Annotated in this window: 12 protein-coding genes; 6 read left to right on the top strand and 6 right to left on the bottom strand. The window is 56.6% G+C overall.

Translation table 11 applies throughout. The features are described 5' to 3' along the window. Positions 1-20 precede the first annotated feature (20 nt). Genes J2X71_RS20980 through J2X71_RS20990 form a run of 3 tightly spaced genes read right to left on the bottom strand, consistent with a single transcriptional unit; the run spans position 21 to position 5,465 of the window. Positions 21-3,278: an error-prone DNA polymerase gene (locus tag J2X71_RS20980; RefSeq protein ID WP_310384739.1), complete on the bottom strand. Its 3,258-nt coding sequence runs from the start codon at positions 3,276-3,278 to the stop codon at positions 21-23. Continuing rightward, positions 3,278-4,792 carry a DNA polymerase Y family protein gene (locus J2X71_RS20985; RefSeq protein ID WP_310384549.1) on the bottom strand — a complete coding sequence of 505 codons (1,515 nt, stop codon included), beginning with the start codon at positions 4,790-4,792 and terminating at the stop codon, positions 3,278-3,280. The genes J2X71_RS20980 and J2X71_RS20985 overlap by 1 nt, the downstream gene beginning before the upstream one ends. Beyond that, positions 4,710-5,465: an ImuA family protein gene (locus tag J2X71_RS20990; protein ID WP_310384551.1), complete on the bottom strand. Its 756-nt coding sequence runs from the start codon at positions 5,463-5,465 to the stop codon at positions 4,710-4,712. Before J2X71_RS20990 ends, J2X71_RS20985 begins: the two co-directional genes overlap by 83 nt. 690 nt (positions 5,466-6,155) lie before the next feature. On the opposite strand from J2X71_RS20990, the gene J2X71_RS20995 reads away from it, so the two are divergent. From J2X71_RS20995 to J2X71_RS21015, 5 genes are all read left to right on the top strand, one after another. Next, a complete protein-coding gene (locus tag J2X71_RS20995; protein ID WP_310384553.1) occupies positions 6,156-6,515 on the top strand; it encodes a DUF982 domain-containing protein in 360 nt (119 codons plus the stop codon). Between the two features lie 538 nt (positions 6,516-7,053). Continuing rightward, positions 7,054-8,295 carry an MFS transporter gene (locus tag J2X71_RS21000; RefSeq protein ID WP_310384557.1) on the top strand — a complete coding sequence of 414 codons (1,242 nt, stop codon included), beginning with the start codon at positions 7,054-7,056 and terminating at the stop codon, positions 8,293-8,295. Positions 8,296-8,994: 699 nt separating this feature from the next. Beyond that, on the top strand, positions 8,995-10,722 hold the full coding sequence (locus J2X71_RS21005; RefSeq protein ID WP_310384558.1) for a type I secretion system permease/ATPase: 1,728 nt from the start codon (positions 8,995-8,997) through the stop codon (positions 10,720-10,722). Positions 10,723-10,733: 11 nt separating this feature from the next. Then, a complete protein-coding gene (locus J2X71_RS21010) occupies positions 10,734-12,044 on the top strand; it encodes an HlyD family type I secretion periplasmic adaptor subunit (RefSeq protein ID WP_310384560.1) in 1,311 nt (436 codons plus the stop codon). A 137-nt stretch (positions 12,045-12,181) separates the two neighbouring features. Then, positions 12,182-13,144, top strand: a complete 963-nt coding sequence (locus J2X71_RS21015; protein WP_310384562.1) for a calcium-binding protein — start codon at positions 12,182-12,184, stop codon at positions 13,142-13,144. 75 nt (positions 13,145-13,219) lie between these two features. Here the strand turns inward: J2X71_RS21015 and J2X71_RS21020 are convergent, their stop codons facing one another. The 3 genes from J2X71_RS21020 to J2X71_RS21030 form a co-directional block, all read right to left on the bottom strand. Then, positions 13,220-13,933: a hypothetical protein gene (locus tag J2X71_RS21020; protein ID WP_310384564.1), complete on the bottom strand. Its 714-nt coding sequence runs from the start codon at positions 13,931-13,933 to the stop codon at positions 13,220-13,222. A 320-nt stretch (positions 13,934-14,253) separates the two neighbouring features. Beyond that, positions 14,254-15,066: an autoinducer binding domain-containing protein gene (locus J2X71_RS21025; RefSeq protein ID WP_310384566.1), complete on the bottom strand. Its 813-nt coding sequence runs from the start codon at positions 15,064-15,066 to the stop codon at positions 14,254-14,256. A 39-nt stretch (positions 15,067-15,105) separates the two neighbouring features. Beyond that, the gene (locus J2X71_RS21030; RefSeq protein ID WP_310384568.1) at positions 15,106-15,477 is read right to left on the bottom strand and encodes a hypothetical protein; all 372 of its coding nucleotides are present in this window, start codon (positions 15,475-15,477) and stop codon (positions 15,106-15,108) included. A gap of 1,741 nt (positions 15,478-17,218) precedes the next feature. On the opposite strand from J2X71_RS21030, the gene J2X71_RS21035 reads away from it, so the two are divergent. Beyond that, positions 17,219-17,656: a hypothetical protein gene (locus J2X71_RS21035; protein ID WP_310384570.1), complete on the top strand. Its 438-nt coding sequence runs from the start codon at positions 17,219-17,221 to the stop codon at positions 17,654-17,656. Positions 17,657-18,112: the final 456 nt, after the last annotated feature.

Below are 18,112 nucleotides of genomic sequence, written 5' to 3' on the forward strand. Positions count from 1 at the left end.
CGCAATTGACGCTTTCCAGCCTAGTGAAAGTTCCTCGACTTCACCTTGAGCGTATCGATGTGCAGATCGGGAACGTAGATATCCCTCGTCTGCACTGCAGGTTTCGGGTTGTCCCTCGGATCGGGTCCGCCACCATGCTTGACCTGGTCGCCCCGCCCGTGCGGCAACGGGAATTCTCCATCTCTCGCTCCGATGTTCGCAAGGTTTGACGACAGGTCGAACAGCCTCTGGGCGACAAGATGAACGACCTCGCCTTCCCGCTGGATTTTCCCGTTGATGGCCATCATGCTCGCGCCCATGAGAATCCGGCGCTGGCGCTCGAACAGTGACGGCCAAACCACGGCGTTGACGATCCCGGTCTCGTCTTCAAGCGTCAGGAACATGACGCCCTTCGCCGATCCCGGCCGCTGTCTGACAAGAACGAGCCCAGCCGTCATCAGCCATCTCCCATCTCGTTGGCGCATGGCGTCGGCACAGGTGACAATGCTCTTTTTCGAAAGTTCGCTGCGCAGGAAACTGACCGGATGCCGCCTCAGCGTCAGCCCCGTGTGCGAATAGTCTTCGACGACCTCCCTGCCCTGCGTCATGGATTTCAACATCACCTCGGGTTCCTGCATCTCGGGGATCGTCCTGGCTTCGCGCTCGGCCGCCGCTGCCCACAGTTCGAGCGGTTCGTCGCGTAGCGCCTTGATGTCCCATGACGCCTGCCGGCGCTCGAGCTTCATTGACGGCAGGAACGCATCGGCTTCGGCCAGCTTCTCAAGAGCTGCGACCGGGACACCGGAGCGTCTCCACATATCGTCAACGGACACGAATGGCTGGTCGGCGCGGGCGATGACGATTTTGGCAGCATCGTTCAGCGCAAGGCCTTTTACCATGCGCATCCCCAACCGGACGGCAAAGCGGTCGGTCCCGTCGATCGGCTCCATGGTGCAGTCCCATCGGGATCGGTTGACGCAGACGGGCCGGACTTCCACGCCGTGTTTTCTGGCATCCTGGACAATCTGGGCAGGCGCGTAGAAACCCATCGGCTGGCTGTTGAGCAGCGCCGTGCAGAAGGCATCCGGGTGGTGGCATTTTACCCAGCATGAGGCATAGGCGATGAGCGCGAAGCTGGCTGCATGGCTTTCCGGGAAGCCGTAAGAACCGAAGCCCTCCAGCTGCCCGAACGTCTGCTCTGCGAATTCCGCGCTGTAGCCGTTGTTGATCATCCCGGTGATCAGCTTGTCTTTGAACTTCGAGACGCCGCCGGTGAATTTGAATGTCGCCATGGATTTGCGCAGTTGGTCGGCCTCACCCGCGGTGAAGCCCGCGCAGACCATGGCGACCTTCATGGCGCTTTCCTGAAAAAGAGGAACGCCGAGGGTCTTCTTCAGCACTGCCTCGAGTTCGGGCGTGGGGTAGACCACCTCTTCCTTACCCTCACGTCGGCGAAGATAGGGATGCACCATGTCGCCCTGGATCGGACCAGGGCGCACGATCGCCACCTGGATCACCAAGTCGTAAAAGGTCCTCGGTTTCAGACGAGGAAGCATTGCCATCTGCGCACGGGATTCCACCTGGAATGTCCCAAGCGTGTCGGCCTTCCGTATCATTGCATATGTCCGCGCCTCCTCCTGTGGGACGTCGGCAAGCCCCATCGGTAGGGCCTTGTGTTCGGCAAGCAGCTCGAACGCCCTGGACATGCAGCTCAGCATTCCCAGCCCGAGAACATCCATCTTCATAAATTTCAGGGCCTCGAGATCGTCCTTGTCCCATTCGACGACCTGGCGGTCTTCCATCGAAGCCGGCTCGATCGGCACCAAGTCGTCCAAACGATCCTGCGTCAGCACGAAGCCGCCAGGGTGCTGTCCAAGGTGGCGCGGAGCCCCCATCAACTGTGAAGACAGCTCGAGCGCGAGACGCAAGCGGTAATCGGCCGTGTTGAGATTGTTCTCCTTGAGTTGTTGCGCTCCTACACCCTCAGACCAGCCCCAGACCCCTGAGGACAGCTGTTCGATCAGGTCTGTAGGCAAGCCTAGCGCCTTGCCCACGTCCTTCAGCGCCCCTTTGGTGCGATACCGGGTGACCGTGCATACCAGCGCCGCCCGGGAACGACCATAGGTCTCGTAAATCCACTGGATCACTTCCTCACGACGATTGTGCTCGAAGTCGACGTCGATGTCGGGCGGCTCGTCGCGTTCGCGCGATACGAAACGTTCGAACAACAGGTCGGAAGTCTCGGGATTGATCGATGTGATGCCAAGGCAATAGCAGACCGCCGAATTCGCGGCCGATCCTCGTCCCTGGCAGAGAATGCCCTGAGAGCGCGCATATCTGACGATGTTGAAGACCGTGAGAAAATACGGCGCGTATTGCATCTCGCGGATCAGTTCCAGCTCGTGCAGGATCGCCGTCCGGACCTTTTCCGGAATGCCTTCGGGATATCGCTCGGCAGCCCCCTCCCAAGACAGTTTCACCAGAGACTGTTGGGCGTCGAGGCCGGGGACAATGGCCTCCTCGGGATACTGGTACTGCAACTGGCCGAGGTCGAAACGACAGCGGTCGACGATCTCGCGCGTCCGAGCCAGCGCCTCGGGAAAGTCGGCAAATAGCCGATGCATCTCCTCCGGCGGCTTGAGGAACCTGTCGGCATGCCGTTCGCGGTCGAACCCGACGTCGTCGATGGTCGTGCCGTTTCGAATGCAGGTGACGATATCCTGCAGCTGCCGTCGCCCGGGCTCGTGGAAAAGGACATCGTTGGTCACGACGGTCTTCACTCTGTGTCGGGCGGCCATGTTCGACAGGTTGTGAAGCCTGAGGCGGTCGTTCGGCCGACGCCGGAGGCAAAGCGAGACGTAGGCACGATCGCCGAAGATCGCAGCAACCCTCCTCAGCTGGCCTGCGTAGATGTCGTCCGCCTCATCCGGCACGAGGATCGCCAGCAGTCCCTCGCTGTAAGCTTCGACATCGGTGATATCGAGGATGCACTTGCCCTTGCCGCCACGGCTTTTCCCGAGCGATAGCAATCGGGTCAGCCTGGAATAGGCGGGGCGGTCCGTTGGGTAGACGAGAAGGGACATTCCGTCCGTCAGGTCGAGACGGCATCCGACGACGAGGCGAACCCCTGTTGTTTTCGACGCTTCCCAGGCGCGGACAATGCCCGCGAGACTGTTGCGGTCGACGATGCCCAGCGCGTCTATACCATACATCGCAGCTGTCGCGAACAACTCCTCGGCTGAACTTGCTCCCCGGAGGAAGCTGAAATGCGACGTCACCTGGAGTTCGGCGTATCTCATCATCCGAACACTCCGTGGAGAAACCACTGGTGAGTGCCCGTGGCCACATCGACGCCGTCACCAGCTCGGAAGACCCAGTACCGCTCGCCGGTATCGTCTTCCACGACGAAATAGTCGCGGACGGCCCGCATCTCCCGCGGAGTGGTCCACCATTCTCCGAATATGCGCTCGGGGCCGTCCGCCCGCCTCACTCGACGACGCTTCCCCCTCCATGAGAAAACCGCAGGCGGTTGGTCTGGCAGGACGGCGATCACCTCGATCTCTTCCGAGCGCGCAAATAGGCGCAAAGGCCTCCCCCACTTCGCTGCCCAGTCGGCCCCGGTTTCCTCGGCCGTCGGGGCAATGCGGGCGACGGATCGTTCCGGGACATCCGAGGCGACGGGGGTCACGCGATAGAGACGCTGACCCCGGTTCTGAAGGATGTCCACGATAGGCGTGTAATCGACGGCTGCTTCTTCGATCAGTGACGAAGCGACCTGTTTCTCCTCCAGCGGCTCGGCCATGATTGCGACAAGAACCATCTTTTCGATACCGTAGCCGGGGTCGATTTTTTCGATGCGATCGCAGAGCAGCTTTGACAGTCGTGTCGGGTCTCGCACTGGCTTCGCAAGCCCGGCCCGCAGCGACTGGCTCGTATTGTCCACGCGGTGGATGACGAGATCGGAGCGGCGCACACCGAGGCCCCTCTTTTCGAGCTTTGCTGCCAGTTGGCCCACGAGACGACGGACGTATTTCTCGATTGTCTCCGGCGCGCCGATCGGTTCCTGGAAATTGCGCGAAACCTCGACCAACTCCGGGGTGCGTAGCGGCTCGATCGGCTCGGCGACACGGCCAAACAGCTGATCCAGCCGCCTGCCGGGTTCGGGACCGAACCTCAGCGCCAAGGGCGCACGCGGCATGGCCGCAAGCTCGCCCACGGTCTCGAGTCCCATAGCCCTCAAGCCGTTGACTGTATCTGGCGCGAGACGCAAACAATGGATGGGCAGCCCCATAACGGCATGCGTTATACCTCCAATCGGAACGACGGTTGTCGTCTCGGTCGTCAGACGAGCAATAGCATGCGCAGCGCCCCAAGTGTCGGCAACAGCCGCCTTCGCGGTAAGACCCTTTGCGTGAAGCATGTTGACGAGGCCTGAGATCAGAAGCACCTCGCCACCCTGGAGATGATCGGCCCCTTCGGTGTCGATGACAATCCCGTCGGTTCCGTCTACGGCGACGACCGGGCTGTATTGACGTAGCGCCCACAATGCCAGCCGCTTGAGCGCAACGGCGTCTTCAGCTGGACTGGCATCGACCATTACGAGGTTGGTGACCATCGCCTGAGCCCTGCTCGCGGGCATGCCGACCCGGAGTCCGAGTTTGAGGGCATTGGCATCGCTTGCGGATATCCAGCGTTTCGAGCCGCTTTTCGAGATCACCACGAGTGGCTGGTCAGCCGGCACCTCGTGTCCGCCATGCCGTCTGATCCGGTCCGTCGGCAGATAGGGGAAGTAAACAGATACGACCCTTGGCATCACAGGCTCCTATTTCGAACTCAGCACACTCGCCTGCCTTCACCCGCATCAATTCGGCCAGCCATCGCGCCCTTCCCACACCTGCCACGGGCAGTGGCTCGGACGGCAACACGCTGATGCGCCACCGCGACGTCGATGCCGTTGGCTGGACATAGTCGGATGCTTCCGCCTGCCGACGCCATCGTCTCACGGCCAAAGCCATCGTCCCGGTCTTCTCGGCCGCCAGATGGAGGCGGCGCGACGCGGTCATCGGCAGCCGGACCAGTTCTCCGACCACGGCTCCGAAGCCACCGAACGACAGGCCCTCTTCCATGGATGCGAGGACATCCTCCTCCTTGTCGCCCTCACAGAAGATGACCCTGTCCGGATGCAGTCCGGCCTGGGAGATCGCCGGAAAAAACAGATCGGGTCTGGTCAGGCACCAGAGAATCTTGCCCTTCGTTCGCGCGGCGATCCCCGCGACCATGAGGGCGGCCGCCGCGCCGTTGACCGTACCCGTACCGCCGCCCGCGAACTCGTGCAGTGCACCAAAAGTCAGGCCCCCACCAGGCAGAACGCAGTCGATTTCCGGGACACCGAATGGCAAGACGATCGCCTTGCGCGCAATGCCGCCCTCAAGGTGCGCGATGCGCTCCCTCAGCTCGGAAATGATGTTGGCGCTCATCTGAGCCATGTCCGGTCTTCATCGTATTATCGCCAAAAACAAGCTTGTTCTTTATTTGTTCCCAATTAACATGTGAGTCAACGCGAATGTTCAGGTGTATTTTCCTAATCCACACGCAGTCCACAGGGCGACTTTTGCTAATAAACAAATATTTTCAATGCACTGAAAACACGATACGCACAGCCTGATAGAAAGTAACAGATGGGAACAAATACCTACTGCCCGCTGCTGACGCTGCGGGAGTTTCGCAAGCCGACGATAAAGGTGGAATGTCGCGCCTGCGCCCGTAGCGGCGAACTCGACCGACAAGCACTCGTCAAACAATACGGAGCGAGCTTGAGCTTCCAGCAGCTCCGGAGGCGTGTTTCGATGGGATGTCCGAGGATGGTTTCCGCGGACGGCATTGACCGTTGCGAGACTCGGTTTCCGGATTTGATCGAGGCTGGAGCATCTTTGGCGACAGACGATACTGCTTGAATCGCCAGGCTGGAATTGGCTTAGTTGCTCGGTCAACGCGTCCCAATTCAAAATCTCAACATTAGGTCGTAAGCCATTGAAAGATGATTCGTTTTGAGTCGGAACGAATCATCTGCTCCGGACTTGAGTCGCGAATCGTTGGTTCGGAGCATCGCGTCATGCCCTTCGCAAGTCCGTCGAGAAGGACCTGAAATCGCGAAAGGCCGGATGAGGAGGAATTCAATGAACGACATTGCATTCGCACCGATCAGGGAAGTTGCAGTCGGTCTTCCCGATGCAGATCATTTCACTACTGCCACGACCGTATCAGGCATCATGGGAATACTGATGTCTGAGCGCTGGCCCAAGCGGGCAAACGACACGGGATGGCAGCATGCGCTGACCACCTGCACAAGAGCCATCCAACTCGAGGCAGATACCACGATGGCCAGAAAAGCCTTCGTCGCCGCCGCAAGGGATGCAGGTTTAAAGGTTCTCCCGGACGACGAACAGAAGCCAAGAATGCGAGCCCGGTCATCGGCAAGGCGGCCGGCGGTGCAATTGCGACAGCCGCACTCGGATCGCGAAAGACATAATCGTTGACCGTTCGGCAACGGTCCCCAGGTCAACAACGACGAAAGGGCGCGTCTGTGGTCGCATCCTCCACCATGTAGTTCTCTTTCGGGACGCGGAACCCGGCTGGCTCCGGGCCATAAATGAGTCCATCTCGACCTACCAGCCTTCAAATTGCTCGATGACAACGTCCTCATGAGCTGACGCCAGGGATGTTTGCCGCTTTTCCGGCAGGTTCGCGCAATGGCCACCACCTCCAGAACCGCTCCGACCAACCCGGCACCTTCCTGGCTGTTGGCTCGCGCAGACCAGACCAAGAAACCAACCACTACCCGGACGAGGACTTGGGGCCAATCCAGAAATAGGCGCTCGGTTGTCCGTGCGCTGAACGATCTGGCGCGTAGTTGCGGTCCCGTCATGAGGCTCGTCCGTGTGGACTAACGTAGTACCACTGTCTTGTGCCATTGCGGTCAATGTGTCATTAGGAGAAATCCTACGAATGGAGTTTCAAGTGGCAGGCATCTGATCCGAAAGACAACGATATCGTGTATTTTGGAGACCTGCTTCGATGCGAATTTTCGCCCGTAGCCTGCCGACCGCAGGTAATCTAGCCTACGTTTATGCCATTACTTTTTTTGGTACCCTCTATTTCTATCATCCTATAGCGACGCTCTATTACCAAGCTCGTGGACTGGACTTCGTTCAGATCAATTCGCTCTGGGCAGTTGTCGTAGCAGTCATGGCCCTCTCAGAGGTCCCCTCCGGGCTCATCGCGGATAAGATCGGCCGTAAGTGGGCCATTGTAATCGCTCTACTGTTACAATTGCTCGGCGAGATAGTTTTCGTCTTTGCCGACAGCTATTTCCTTTTCGTGCTGAGTGCTGCGCTCGGCGGGGTGGGGTTTGCTTTCTCGTCCGGCTGCCTTGAGGCGATCATGTACGATAGTCTGAAGCGCCAAAAAGCCGCCCATCTTATGCAACGGACGATGGGACTGAACGGCGCTATCGCGCAGCTTGCAGGGATTACGGGCGCGCTTGTCGGGGGCTACCTCGCGCGGGACCTTACGATGGACAGTTATATCTATCTAATTACGATGACGATAGTTTCGGTAGCTGTGGCCTTCGGAATCTCATTTTTCCTGAAGGAACCCAAAGAGACAATAGTTGGAGATGTACCTAGTTTGTTCGAACTCCTAAGGAGCGGAGTGCATCTGCTTCGAACAAACCGCCTACTTCGTCGTATTGTCATACTTTCGATACTTTGCAATCCTCTTACCGCCTATCTCCTTACCTTCTACCAACCGTATTTGCTTAACGCGGGTGCCTCGTCGGACTGGCTAGGTCCCAGTCTGGCTGCGGCCTTCCTTCTCGGGGCCGTTTGTAGTCATTTTGCATACCTTCTGGAGAGATGGGCAGGTATTCGCTGGGCTTTGTTGTTGGCGACGATTTTGCCGGGAGTGTTGTATTTATTGATGTCTTTGTCATCGGTCCCATGGCTTGCGGCGGCGTTTTTTGTCGCGACATTCGGGACAGCCTCGCTTCAAAGGCCAATTTTCTCTGATTATATCAATCAACACATCTCCAGCAGCAATCGCACGACAGTACTGTCAATAATCAGTATGTTTTCTGGGTGCTATGTCGGCATAATGGGTATTGTTACTGGCGCTGTCGCGGAATTTAGTCTCTCGTTGATGCTTTTCCTGACTGGAATTACCGTTGTTATTGTAGGCGTTATACTCCGCGTAAATGCGGTACGGGTGATCGAGAGCGAGTTCGATGATGTGCGCAAAGCAATTACCCCATCATCCTGAGCGGGCAAATGCGCGCCAACATCGCCTATCAACTGCCCGCTCAATTCCTGCTCGAGGGAACCCTGCCCCTTACAAAGGAGAAGGCTACAACTACGTTCTTGCCGAAGGCCTCTCCGATACGATCTCCGCTTTCACCTCTCAGGCCAATGTCGATGAACCTCACGTCCAGACTTCCTGGTCGTGAGGAACTGCAATGTACTCTGCATGGAGAAACTCCTTTTGCTGGTCAATGGAATGGCGATCACAGATTAGGCTCAAAAGGACAACGTGAGAGCAACACACCGGTTACTTTCCACAAACCGAAGAAGGAATTCTCGAAGGGACACGGAAGGTGAGCCTGCCGACCGACGTGTTTGGTCCCAGGGTCGCGACACGGATACAAAGCACAAAGGACCGAAATGTGCTGCAAGCCTAAACATCCGCGGGACGAAAGTTCTTGGACCGGATCGACAACCAAATCGCGCCGGTGCAATTTTCTCTAATATAACAGAAGTCGTACAATCAGACTAAAATATCTCGCGGCATGCGGGAATTATTTCCCAAATTTTAGGTGCTTCAATTTTCGATACTTTCCGTATCTTGATGTAAAATCAATGATTTAATCCACACCATATATGACTCCTCGTAGGTTGCGCTTCTGGAGTTTTGCCGAGATTGTCCTGGCCACAGTTCTCGCGCAATTCATTCGGAAGGGGAAAAATGCTCGGAGAGAATGGAGTGTTTCCGCGCATCGGCTTCCAGGCCACTATGGTTGGGCTCGTGGTTTTCTCCGGGTTCATAAACGTGCTCGGGTTCACCGGCCCATTGTTCATGCTGGAAGTCTATGACCGTGTGATCCCCAGCGGGAGCCTACCAACGTTGGTAGCACTATCGAGTTTGGCGATAGGTCTTTATGGGTTCTCTGGATTACTCGATGTCATACGCGGCCGGGTGCTGTCGAGAATGGCAGGGGTCATCGACCTATCACTCTCGGACCGAGTGGTCACGGTTATTGCAGGCGTGTCACTCCGAACGCAGATGAGCGGCGATATCCTGAAACCGGTCCAGGAGATGGACCAAATCCGCATGTTCCTTGGGAGCGCGGCACCTGCTGCACTCTTCGACCTTCCATGGGTACCGATCTATCTGGCAGTTTGCTTCTTTCTCCATCCTTTGATCGGCGGGCTCGCGGCGTGCGCAATTTTCATCCTGGTCGGGCTGACAGTTGCAACTGATGTCTTCACCCGGACGCGGATCAGGCAGGCCGCTAGTTCTATTGCGACACGCAATCGGCTTGGAGAGGCAGCTCATCGCAACGCAGAAGCAATTTTTGCAATGGGTATGCAGAAGCAGGTCGAACGACGTTGGGCGGATGCGCACGGAGCACTGACGGATCAACAACGGCTAAACGGTGACATCGCCAGTCTATTCGCCAGCATCTCGAAGACGCTTCGGCAGGCCGTTCAATCAGCATCATTGGCACTCGGTGCTTATCTGGTGGTTCACGGCGACATGAGCGGCGGTATGATCATAGCCGCCTCGATCCTGGTCGCGCGCGCGTTGCAACCGATCGAGCAGGTGATCTCCGGTTGGCGTACCATGATCGCCGCGCGACAGGCTTGGCAGCGGTTGCATGAGATTTTCGAGCTGTTTCCCAAACAGGCACAACGGACCGAGCTCCCAGCGCCGAAGACATCACTTTCGATCGAGGGTGTGTTTGCGGCACCTCCCGGCGAACGGCAACAGATGACGGTTCAGAATGTCAGCTTCGGCGTCCAAGCCGGGTCGGTCGTCGGAATAATCGGTCCGAGTGCGTCCGGAAAATCCTCGCTTGTCCGTGCTATCGTCGGCGTCTGGCCTCTGGCACGTGGAAAGGTCAGCCTCGACGGTGCCAGTCTGGACCAATGGGTGGAAGACCAGCGCGGCATCCATGTTGGCTACATGCCCCAAGGATCGGACCTGTTTCCCGGTACGATCGCTGAGAATATCGGCCGGCTGTCCGACTATCCCGATGATCGCATGGTGATCGCAGCGGCGGAAGCGGCCGGCGTACACGAGATGGTTGTCGGGTTGGCTGATGGATACGAAACCCAGGTGGGAGATGGTGGGCTCAATCTCTCTGCAGGTCAACGCCAACGGATCGCCCTCGCCCGTGCTCTCTACGGGAACCCGTTCCTAGTTGTACTCGACGAACCGAATTCAAACCTAGATGCGGACGGGGACAAGGCATTGGCCGAGGCCATATCCAAGGTCAAGCTCCGCGGTGGAATCGTCATCGTCGTCGCCCACCGCAACAGCGTGCTGGCACAACTCGATCTTCTGCTTGTGATGGAGAACGGTGCCGCGAAAGCCTTCGGCAAACGCGACGAGGTTCTCAAGATGTTGCAACAGCAAAAGCCTCGTGCATTGCGCCCCGGCACCTCTCCAAACCTGACGGTGATCGAATGAGAGATGAACTCATGACACGTCATCCAAGCTCGCCCCTCCATGGCTCCCTACTGCGCAACCTTATGGCTGGAACCGTCAGCATCACAGTTCTTTTAGTCGGCATGGGCGGATGGGCGGCCACGACCGAGCTATCGGGTGCCGTGATTGCAAGCGGTATCCTGGTGGTCGATGAGAATGTCAAAAAGGTGCAGCATCCGTCGGGAGGTATAGTCTCGGAACTTCTCGTAAAGGAGGGCCAGTCTGTCGTCGCAGGGGATGTGATCGTGCGCCTGGACGCGACGGTCGCGCGCGCCAATCTTTCCGCCATATCGAAGAACCTCAACTTCCTCTACGCCCGCCAGTCGCGCCTCGAAGCGGAGCGAGACAATCTCCCCCGTGTAGAAGTCCCAGCGATACTTGTTCAGCGCCTTTCGGGTGAAGAAGCACGGGCCACGATGGCGAGCGAGAAACGGCTTTTCGAGGAGAGACAAGAGTCACGTGACGGTCAAAGAGCACGGCTACGGGAGCAGATAGCACAGCTCCGAGAACAGATTGGCGGCCTCGACGTTCAACAAGAAGCCAAGGCCGAGGAAATCGGTCTCGTCGGCAAAGAGCTCGAAGGTCTGCGACGACTTTTCGAGGTCGGCGGGATCACCATGAGCCAAGTCAATGCCTTGGAGCGCAACGCCGCGCGCTTGCGCGGAGAGCGCGGCCAATTGATCGCCTCAATGGCTGCAGCCCAAGGCCGCATCGCGGAGATCGAGCTTCAACTTCTTCAGGTCGATCAGTCGATGCGTGCCGAAGTGGCAGCTGAATTGCGCGATGTCGAAAATGAAGAGGCAAAACTCATCGATCAAGAGGTGACGGCCAGCGATCAGCTCCGACACATTGATATCAAGGCCCCAGTCGATGGTGTTGTCCACGAGTTGTCGATCCATACAATCGGGGGCGTGATAACGCCTGCCGAAACACTCATGCTGATTGTGCCGCAACACGACAATCTCACTGTGGAAGCGCGCATTGCGCCGCAGGACATCGATCAATTGTCGGTCGGTCAGGGGGCCAGGCTCATGTTGACCGCCTTCAATCGAAATACCACTCCGGAACTGCAGGGTTCGCTGGTGCGTATTTCAGCGGATTTGGAGACTGACAAACAAACGGGTGCCAGTTTCTACAGCGCCTCGGTTTCCATTTCTCAAACCGAGCTTGGTCGCTTGCGAGACTTGGTACTGCTGCCAGGCATGCCTGTCGAAACCTTCATACGCACCGGCGACCGCACCGTACTGTCCTATTTCGTCAAACCGATATTGGATCACGGGAACCGCGTGTTCCGTCAGGACTAACAGCTACCGAAATTAGCGGTCTTTTCAAAAGGGCCGCGCCGAGATGCGGACGCAGCAAACGATAGCGTTTGCAGCTCAGGAAAGCTGCGTCCGCAAAAAGCCGGCGAATGGTTCGTCGGCGTCATAGGAGCACTAAAATGGCAGATATATACGGCACCCCTCTGAGCGATCTCCTGATTGGAGAGACCTACATGGGAGTGGACCTAAGCGACAACATTTACGGCTACGGTGGCAATGACACCATCGTCGGCGGCGGCGGCAGCGATCAAATCTACGGCGGAGAAGGCGATGACACCATTTACGCCAGCTACCCTGATATGAATGTCTCCGCCGGCGGCGTCGATGTCATCTACGGTGAGGCAGGCAACGATACCATCTATCTCGGCCCCGGTTTCAATTCCGTCTTCGGGGGAGCCAACAATGATATTTTCGTGTCCTTCGGCGTAGGAAACGGAAACTACGATGGCGGCACCGGCGACGATGCTATCGTCCTTCTAAACTACAACGGCTGGGACGGCGGACACCCATCGGAATCTTTGCTTCAGATCGGCACTATCACCGATGTCGAGCTGATCCAGAGCCAGAGCACCCTCCCGTCGTATATCATCCTCACTGGCGGCACCGTTGATTTCAGGCACAGCACGATCATCGATTTTGACGGAATCCGCGGCGATGACACGCTCGGAGATACCATCTATGCGTCCCGCTTCTACAACAGTGCGACGAGCACATTTTCTGGCGCGATCGTGGACGGCCAGGGTGGCGATGACACGATCTTCGGTTCGATCCTGGGCGACACCATTCGTGGTGGAACAGGAAACGACATCCTCCTCGGCGGCGCGGGTAACGATTCCCTCTATGGCGGCGCAGGCGCGGACTTGTTCTGGTTCGAAGTTGGAGAAGGTGTAGACACCATCTACGACTGGGCCGACGGTATCGACAAAATCGTCGTTGGCTCGTCCGTCACGCTCGTGAACCTTTACAATTCCGGCGGCTCGGCACTTCTGGAGTTCGACGACGGAAGTGCACACTATACATACGCGCTCTTAAACGGCGTCAATCCGGCATCGATCGATGGCTCCGACCTGCTTTTTGCGTAAGGTTCATTGAATGCAATAGGCCCAGATCGATGCTCGATCTGGGCCTATCCTTAGCTATCGGAATTGAGGCTAGGTTCAAAAGCCAAACGCATCCCGCCACTTGTCGTTCCAAGCCGCGAAGTCGCTCGAGGCCTTGCCAAAATTGCTGTTGTTCAGCATCGCGGATGCCATTTTCAGCTCATCCGTATTGCTACCATCCGACCTGCTGATGATCATCCCAGCATCGATCAGCGCGGATTGGGCCGTCTTCAATCCGGTCATAAGCGTCTTGCTGGTGCTGTTCCCATTTTTGTCCTCGATATTCGAGATGATCTTGCCGCCGTTTCCAAGATGGAAACCGATTACGAACTCGCCATCCCCGAATTTGGACCTATTGTCCCGGATAAGGCGCTGAACGGCGTTGGCAATCGCGTTGTCATCGCTGATGCTGGGATTCTTCGCCTTCTCGGCCTTAACGAGCGAAGCAAATTTGTCACCATCGTCGTTGATGAGCTTTTTGATGACGTCGGTAACGCCGGCATCGCTAGTTTTGAAGTTGCCAGAATCCAGGAAATTGAGAGCGCTCGAGACGATTCCGTCGTTGCTCTCTTTGACATCGAGTAGGGCGCTGTTGATCGTCGATGAGGCCTGGGTCTTTACGGCGCTTGTTTGACTGGAAATGCCATTGGCGATGGCTGCGATGGCGTCGGCAGCCGATTTCCCGGCTTGCTGCTTATTAGGAAGCAACGATGCGTTCGTCTGCTGCAGGATGAGCAGTGCCGCATTGTTCGCTGGTGAGATCGCGGTCATTATCGTTCCTCTGGTACCGGAATTTCCTCCATCGAAATCCGCGGCACGGAAGAGCTTGGGGCATCATGCCTGAGCAACCTAAATACGAGACATTCGTTGTCACAACTTTGAATTTTGCACATTAACAAAGTGCTTATTCCACGTGCTAAATCCTGAACCGGCTAGCTTCCACACAGGATAAAGTTGACGCGTTGAATAGATTGCCCAACCGTCGATTGTTTTGCAATCTCCCAAGATTGCTAGGTTTTTAAGTAAATGTTTACCTTGGATACCCTTACGAGATCGGGCTGATCCCAAAGCACGTCGAGGATGACTGCGCGCTAGGAGCAGGCGATATCAAGAATACAATTCAAAGGTCCGTCACACGAAAACGAAGCCAAACCCGCCACAAGGATCAAACGTAGGTTCGTTGATATCAATCCGAGATCGAGCGCCCGCTTTACGGCTTCAGCCTTCGTGCGACAACCAAGCCTCGCCTGAGCGTTGTCGAGATGCATCCTTACTGTGTGGATGGAAAGTTTCGTCATGCTGGCGATCGCCTTAGGCGCATGCCCTTGCGCGAGGAGCGACAAGAGCCGCCTACCTTGCGGTGTTAACCGCGGGACAGGATGCGCTTTTTGGCTAACGGAGAGCGCTTTGACGTGGAGACGTTGACCGAGAAAGGCCAAATCAGGTGCTCTGCTGTGAGAAAAGCGTCGCCATAGGTCGTCATCGGCATGATCGGCGGAAAATGACACGATTCCCAACTCGCCTTGGGCGCTGAAGCACGGGATCGAATATCCTCGTCGTCCAATTCCAAACCTATCGAGGTCTTTGAAGTACCGCTTCAGGACCTCGGAGGAGCGGTCTAATTCATCCCAATTCACTGGCAGGGCCGTTTTTCTTGCTTCCATAACAGCCGGATCGATCGAGACGTATCCCCGTTCAATATATCGCGTACACCAGGCTGCATCCGCAGTGCCCAAGAGTATATTTGGCTCGCCTTCCGAACCTGGTGGTCGCACGGTGTGGTAGGCGAGATGTGTGACTTCAAACCGATCTCGAAGCTCGTAGACGGCCGCCTGCAAATCATCAAGACCAACCGCTGAATCGATAGCCGAAGTTCCAAACGACAGAATTTCCTCTCGGTCCATGAACTCTCCTCCAAGGTGCGGAGACCGACAAGAATGCACTCATAGACCAGATTCAACCCTAAATAATAACAGAAAAAGCACGTTATGATTGTCTAATTTGCCAAGCTTGATGTGAAGGAGATTGTGTTTGAGGAGGAACGGCAATTCGTCCTCCATCAGACTCTGAGGGGTAGGATGCTGCCCTCGCGACTTGCCTTCAAGTCGGTCGACCTGGGGGCGGAGCTTGGGAATAAAGTTGAATTCGAGACCCGCTATAAACGCCAGCTCTAGGAGCCGAGCGATCTCGACTGTCGGATCAACCGAGGTCCCGTGTTTGATTCTCTCTAAAAGCTCCCAGCCGATCGTCCTGAACTCGAGCTGTCGTTCATGCTTCTGAGTCAGCTTGTCTAGTTCGAACCTATCTTTGGTCATTCCGCGCGCACACCTTTGGATGCGGAAATGGTAAAAAGCGGCTATGCAAGAGCAAAGGGATGCTGATCCCACCGCGGCATCTAGGACATAGCGGCTTCGCTAGACCCATTCCATCTGGATGGCTCGCGGTGAGGCAGCTCAAGCAGCTCCTTCAGTGTCGTCATCGCGTTCCGAGCCTTTATTGTTCGCGAGCGGCTTCATCGATCATTTGGGCGAGGACGAGAGCTGCCTCCAAGGAAAATGACCAATATTCTGGCCTGCTAAAAGGAGCACGGATACAGACTGCCGCGTCGTCTCGGAGGATCGCGTAATCGAAAGCGGTGTCAAGGATGCTTCCGTCAGTTCCGTCCGCGATCGCCCTTATCCGAATAGCGAACTCGCGGGCCGCATCGTCACTGATATCAAGCGCTTCTGCTTCCCCAATCCTGACTTGGACTCGCCTTTTCGATCGTCGGACTTCAATCCTTGGATTATTTGGGAGGCGCATTCCGATCACCCTGGCACCATCGTGCGCACCGATCGTATGGTACGCGCAACCTGACCAAATACAATGGGTGAACGCCTTTCAAGCAGGCGGGCTACCGAACTGGCGGACTGAAGAGCTTTCCGCCTTTAATGTCGTCAACAAGAGCCGCTCCCAGATCGCGCGTCTCCAGGAGACTGTCGATGTTGAATGGAATCGTCGCCCACGTTTCCGTCCGGCCTTAATCGATACGGAAATGGCAAGGACAAGCGTTGCAAGATTGAAACGCCTGGTAAAGCAGCCCCTGACCATCGCCGTATTGAACTGCACATCCGCCGGCCGCCGCCGAGGCAGCGACATCTGATCAGCAATTTGCAGACAATGTCTGCAAAATTCGATTTTCGAGCGTCGGCGTCCTTGGTGGCTTTAGAGGAGCGAACCCGGCAGAGCCGGCGCTTTAGGTGGGAAAAATAGAAAGTGCCCAAATCAAATGCCGCGAGTGGGCCCGATCAGCCAGCGCAGGGACAAACCAAACCCGCGAAATCAAAATAGATAGTCCAGACGTATGTGGCGCTAGATAACCGATGGCGACCGCTGTAAGGCTCGAACCTGCGGCATTCGACTTAGAAGGTGCCAATACTTCGCAACCAGCAGGGCGGAATTCCGCTCTCCGAGCGCACGCCTTCGCCCGTCCGCACAAGGGCCGACGTCGACCATGCGTCGTCGGGCGCAACTCCAGTGCGTGAGATTTTTGTGCCCCAAACACTCAAAAACAGGATAATCGTGATCGAGTGGTGCGGCCAGTGGTCCAGAAACTCACGAAGGCGGCCGCCGTCGCCGTAGCCATGTTCACCTGATCGGTTGCTATTCCCGCACCTTCGGAAGGTCGTCGCCGAACTGACGTGACCTCTTGCCTATCAGATGAACGACAGCGATCGTCTCGGCTGCCTCTCTCAAATCTGAGCGTTGGCACAGGACTTTAGCCCGAATCGGCTGTCGCTCACGCAGAGCGTCTCACCAAAACGATTCGTCCTCGCGGACTCCTTCGCGCGCGTTTTCAACCGGGAATGACTCCAACTATCATGCGAAAAGTGATAACGTTTTGTTTCTTGAGTTAACGTAGCGTTATCCCGCTCGGCCTTGGAAACGGCCGCGGATTTGCCGATTAGCGCGGGCGGTCGCCATCAAAAACAACATCAAATTTGCGGTCCGAGGTTCTCGAACAACAAGCGCCATGGGACCGACCAAGTCGTTCTTTTTAAGCCTACCGAAAGATCGATGTCTTTGAAAACCGATCAGCCGCCAAGGGCCCTGATGGCGATAATTCAGGTTCGGCTGGTGTCGGCAAGTAAGCTGCTGCATCCGGCCCACCCGCTAGTATCGCAAGACGCCAGCCTAGAAGACCCGACCACAGCCTGGACCACTCTGAACATCACTAGAGCAGAGACACCGTCGTATTTTGGAGGACTCCAGGGCGTGGGTGGCGTTGCCAAAGTCATGCATTCCGACGTTGCGATGACTTCGTTCGCCGATTTCGCTAGCCATGGGCTAACATCAACGCCTTGTCGCAAACGAAACAATCCAAGACCTCAACTCGCAATGGGCGGGACGACCTCGAAGCTTTTTCAGGTCATGATTTCCTCCTCGGGAAACACGGCCGATACCAACGAAAGAAAGAACTCGCGCTCCGACGGTGCGCCTGATGGTGAGAAATGAATAGCGTATGTAAGAAGTGCGATGAAATCGTCCGTTCGCACCAAGTTTAGGAACAGTGACGAATGAGCCGCATGCTTGGATAGTCACGTCGACGGGCCGTTACATTATTACAGGATCAGTGAGCTATCGGACACGCCCGCTGCCCTCGCACCAGAGGGCGGCAAAAAAGAAACTTGTTGATCGCTGAGAGAAAGAGGATTCTAACGATGACGTAGTGAACGGTCGCAGCTTTGAAGCAGCGTCTCGATTCTCAAAACGAAGACGGGCCGCTTTGCAGAGCAGCCCGCTTCAACGGTGGTTGGCACTCCACAACGAGTCCAACCGATGACCAGCAAATGGAAACCAGTCATGACACAGCATTAGCTCTCCTCAATCTCGAAATCAAACGGAAAACCGATCACGTAGCGCGCGACAGTGCAGAACTGCGCGCGTGGCGGGGAAAAAGGTGTCGTTTTC

Source organism: Rhizobium sp. 1399 (assembly GCF_031455475.1).
In the GTDB taxonomy this organism is placed as follows: Bacteria; Pseudomonadota; Alphaproteobacteria; order Rhizobiales; family Rhizobiaceae; genus Rhizobium.

Excerpts from the sequence above, each read along its gene's own strand:
- J2X71_RS20980 (WP_310384739.1), bottom strand. The coding sequence starts at position 3,278 with ATGAGATACGCCGAACTCCAGGTGACGTCGCATTTCAGCTTCCTCCGG.
- J2X71_RS20985 (WP_310384549.1), bottom strand. The coding sequence starts at position 4,792 with ATGCCAAGGGTCGTATCTGTTTACTTCCCCTATCTGCCGACGGACCGG.
- J2X71_RS20990 (WP_310384551.1), bottom strand. The coding sequence starts at position 5,465 with ATGGCTCAGATGAGCGCCAACATCATTTCCGAGCTGAGGGAGCGCATC.
- J2X71_RS20995 (WP_310384553.1), top strand. The coding sequence starts at position 6,156 with ATGAACGACATTGCATTCGCACCGATCAGGGAAGTTGCAGTCGGTCTT.
- J2X71_RS21000 (WP_310384557.1), top strand. The coding sequence starts at position 7,054 with ATGCGAATTTTCGCCCGTAGCCTGCCGACCGCAGGTAATCTAGCCTAC.
- J2X71_RS21005 (WP_310384558.1), top strand. The coding sequence starts at position 8,995 with ATGCTCGGAGAGAATGGAGTGTTTCCGCGCATCGGCTTCCAGGCCACT.
- J2X71_RS21010 (WP_310384560.1), top strand. The coding sequence starts at position 10,734 with ATGACACGTCATCCAAGCTCGCCCCTCCATGGCTCCCTACTGCGCAAC.
- J2X71_RS21015 (WP_310384562.1), top strand. The coding sequence starts at position 12,182 with ATGGCAGATATATACGGCACCCCTCTGAGCGATCTCCTGATTGGAGAG.
- J2X71_RS21020 (WP_310384564.1), bottom strand. The coding sequence starts at position 13,933 with ATGACCGCGATCTCACCAGCGAACAATGCGGCACTGCTCATCCTGCAG.
- J2X71_RS21025 (WP_310384566.1), bottom strand. The coding sequence starts at position 15,066 with ATGGACCGAGAGGAAATTCTGTCGTTTGGAACTTCGGCTATCGATTCA.
- J2X71_RS21030 (WP_310384568.1), bottom strand. The coding sequence starts at position 15,477 with ATGACCAAAGATAGGTTCGAACTAGACAAGCTGACTCAGAAGCATGAA.
- J2X71_RS21035 (WP_310384570.1), top strand. The coding sequence starts at position 17,219 with ATGTCTTTGAAAACCGATCAGCCGCCAAGGGCCCTGATGGCGATAATT.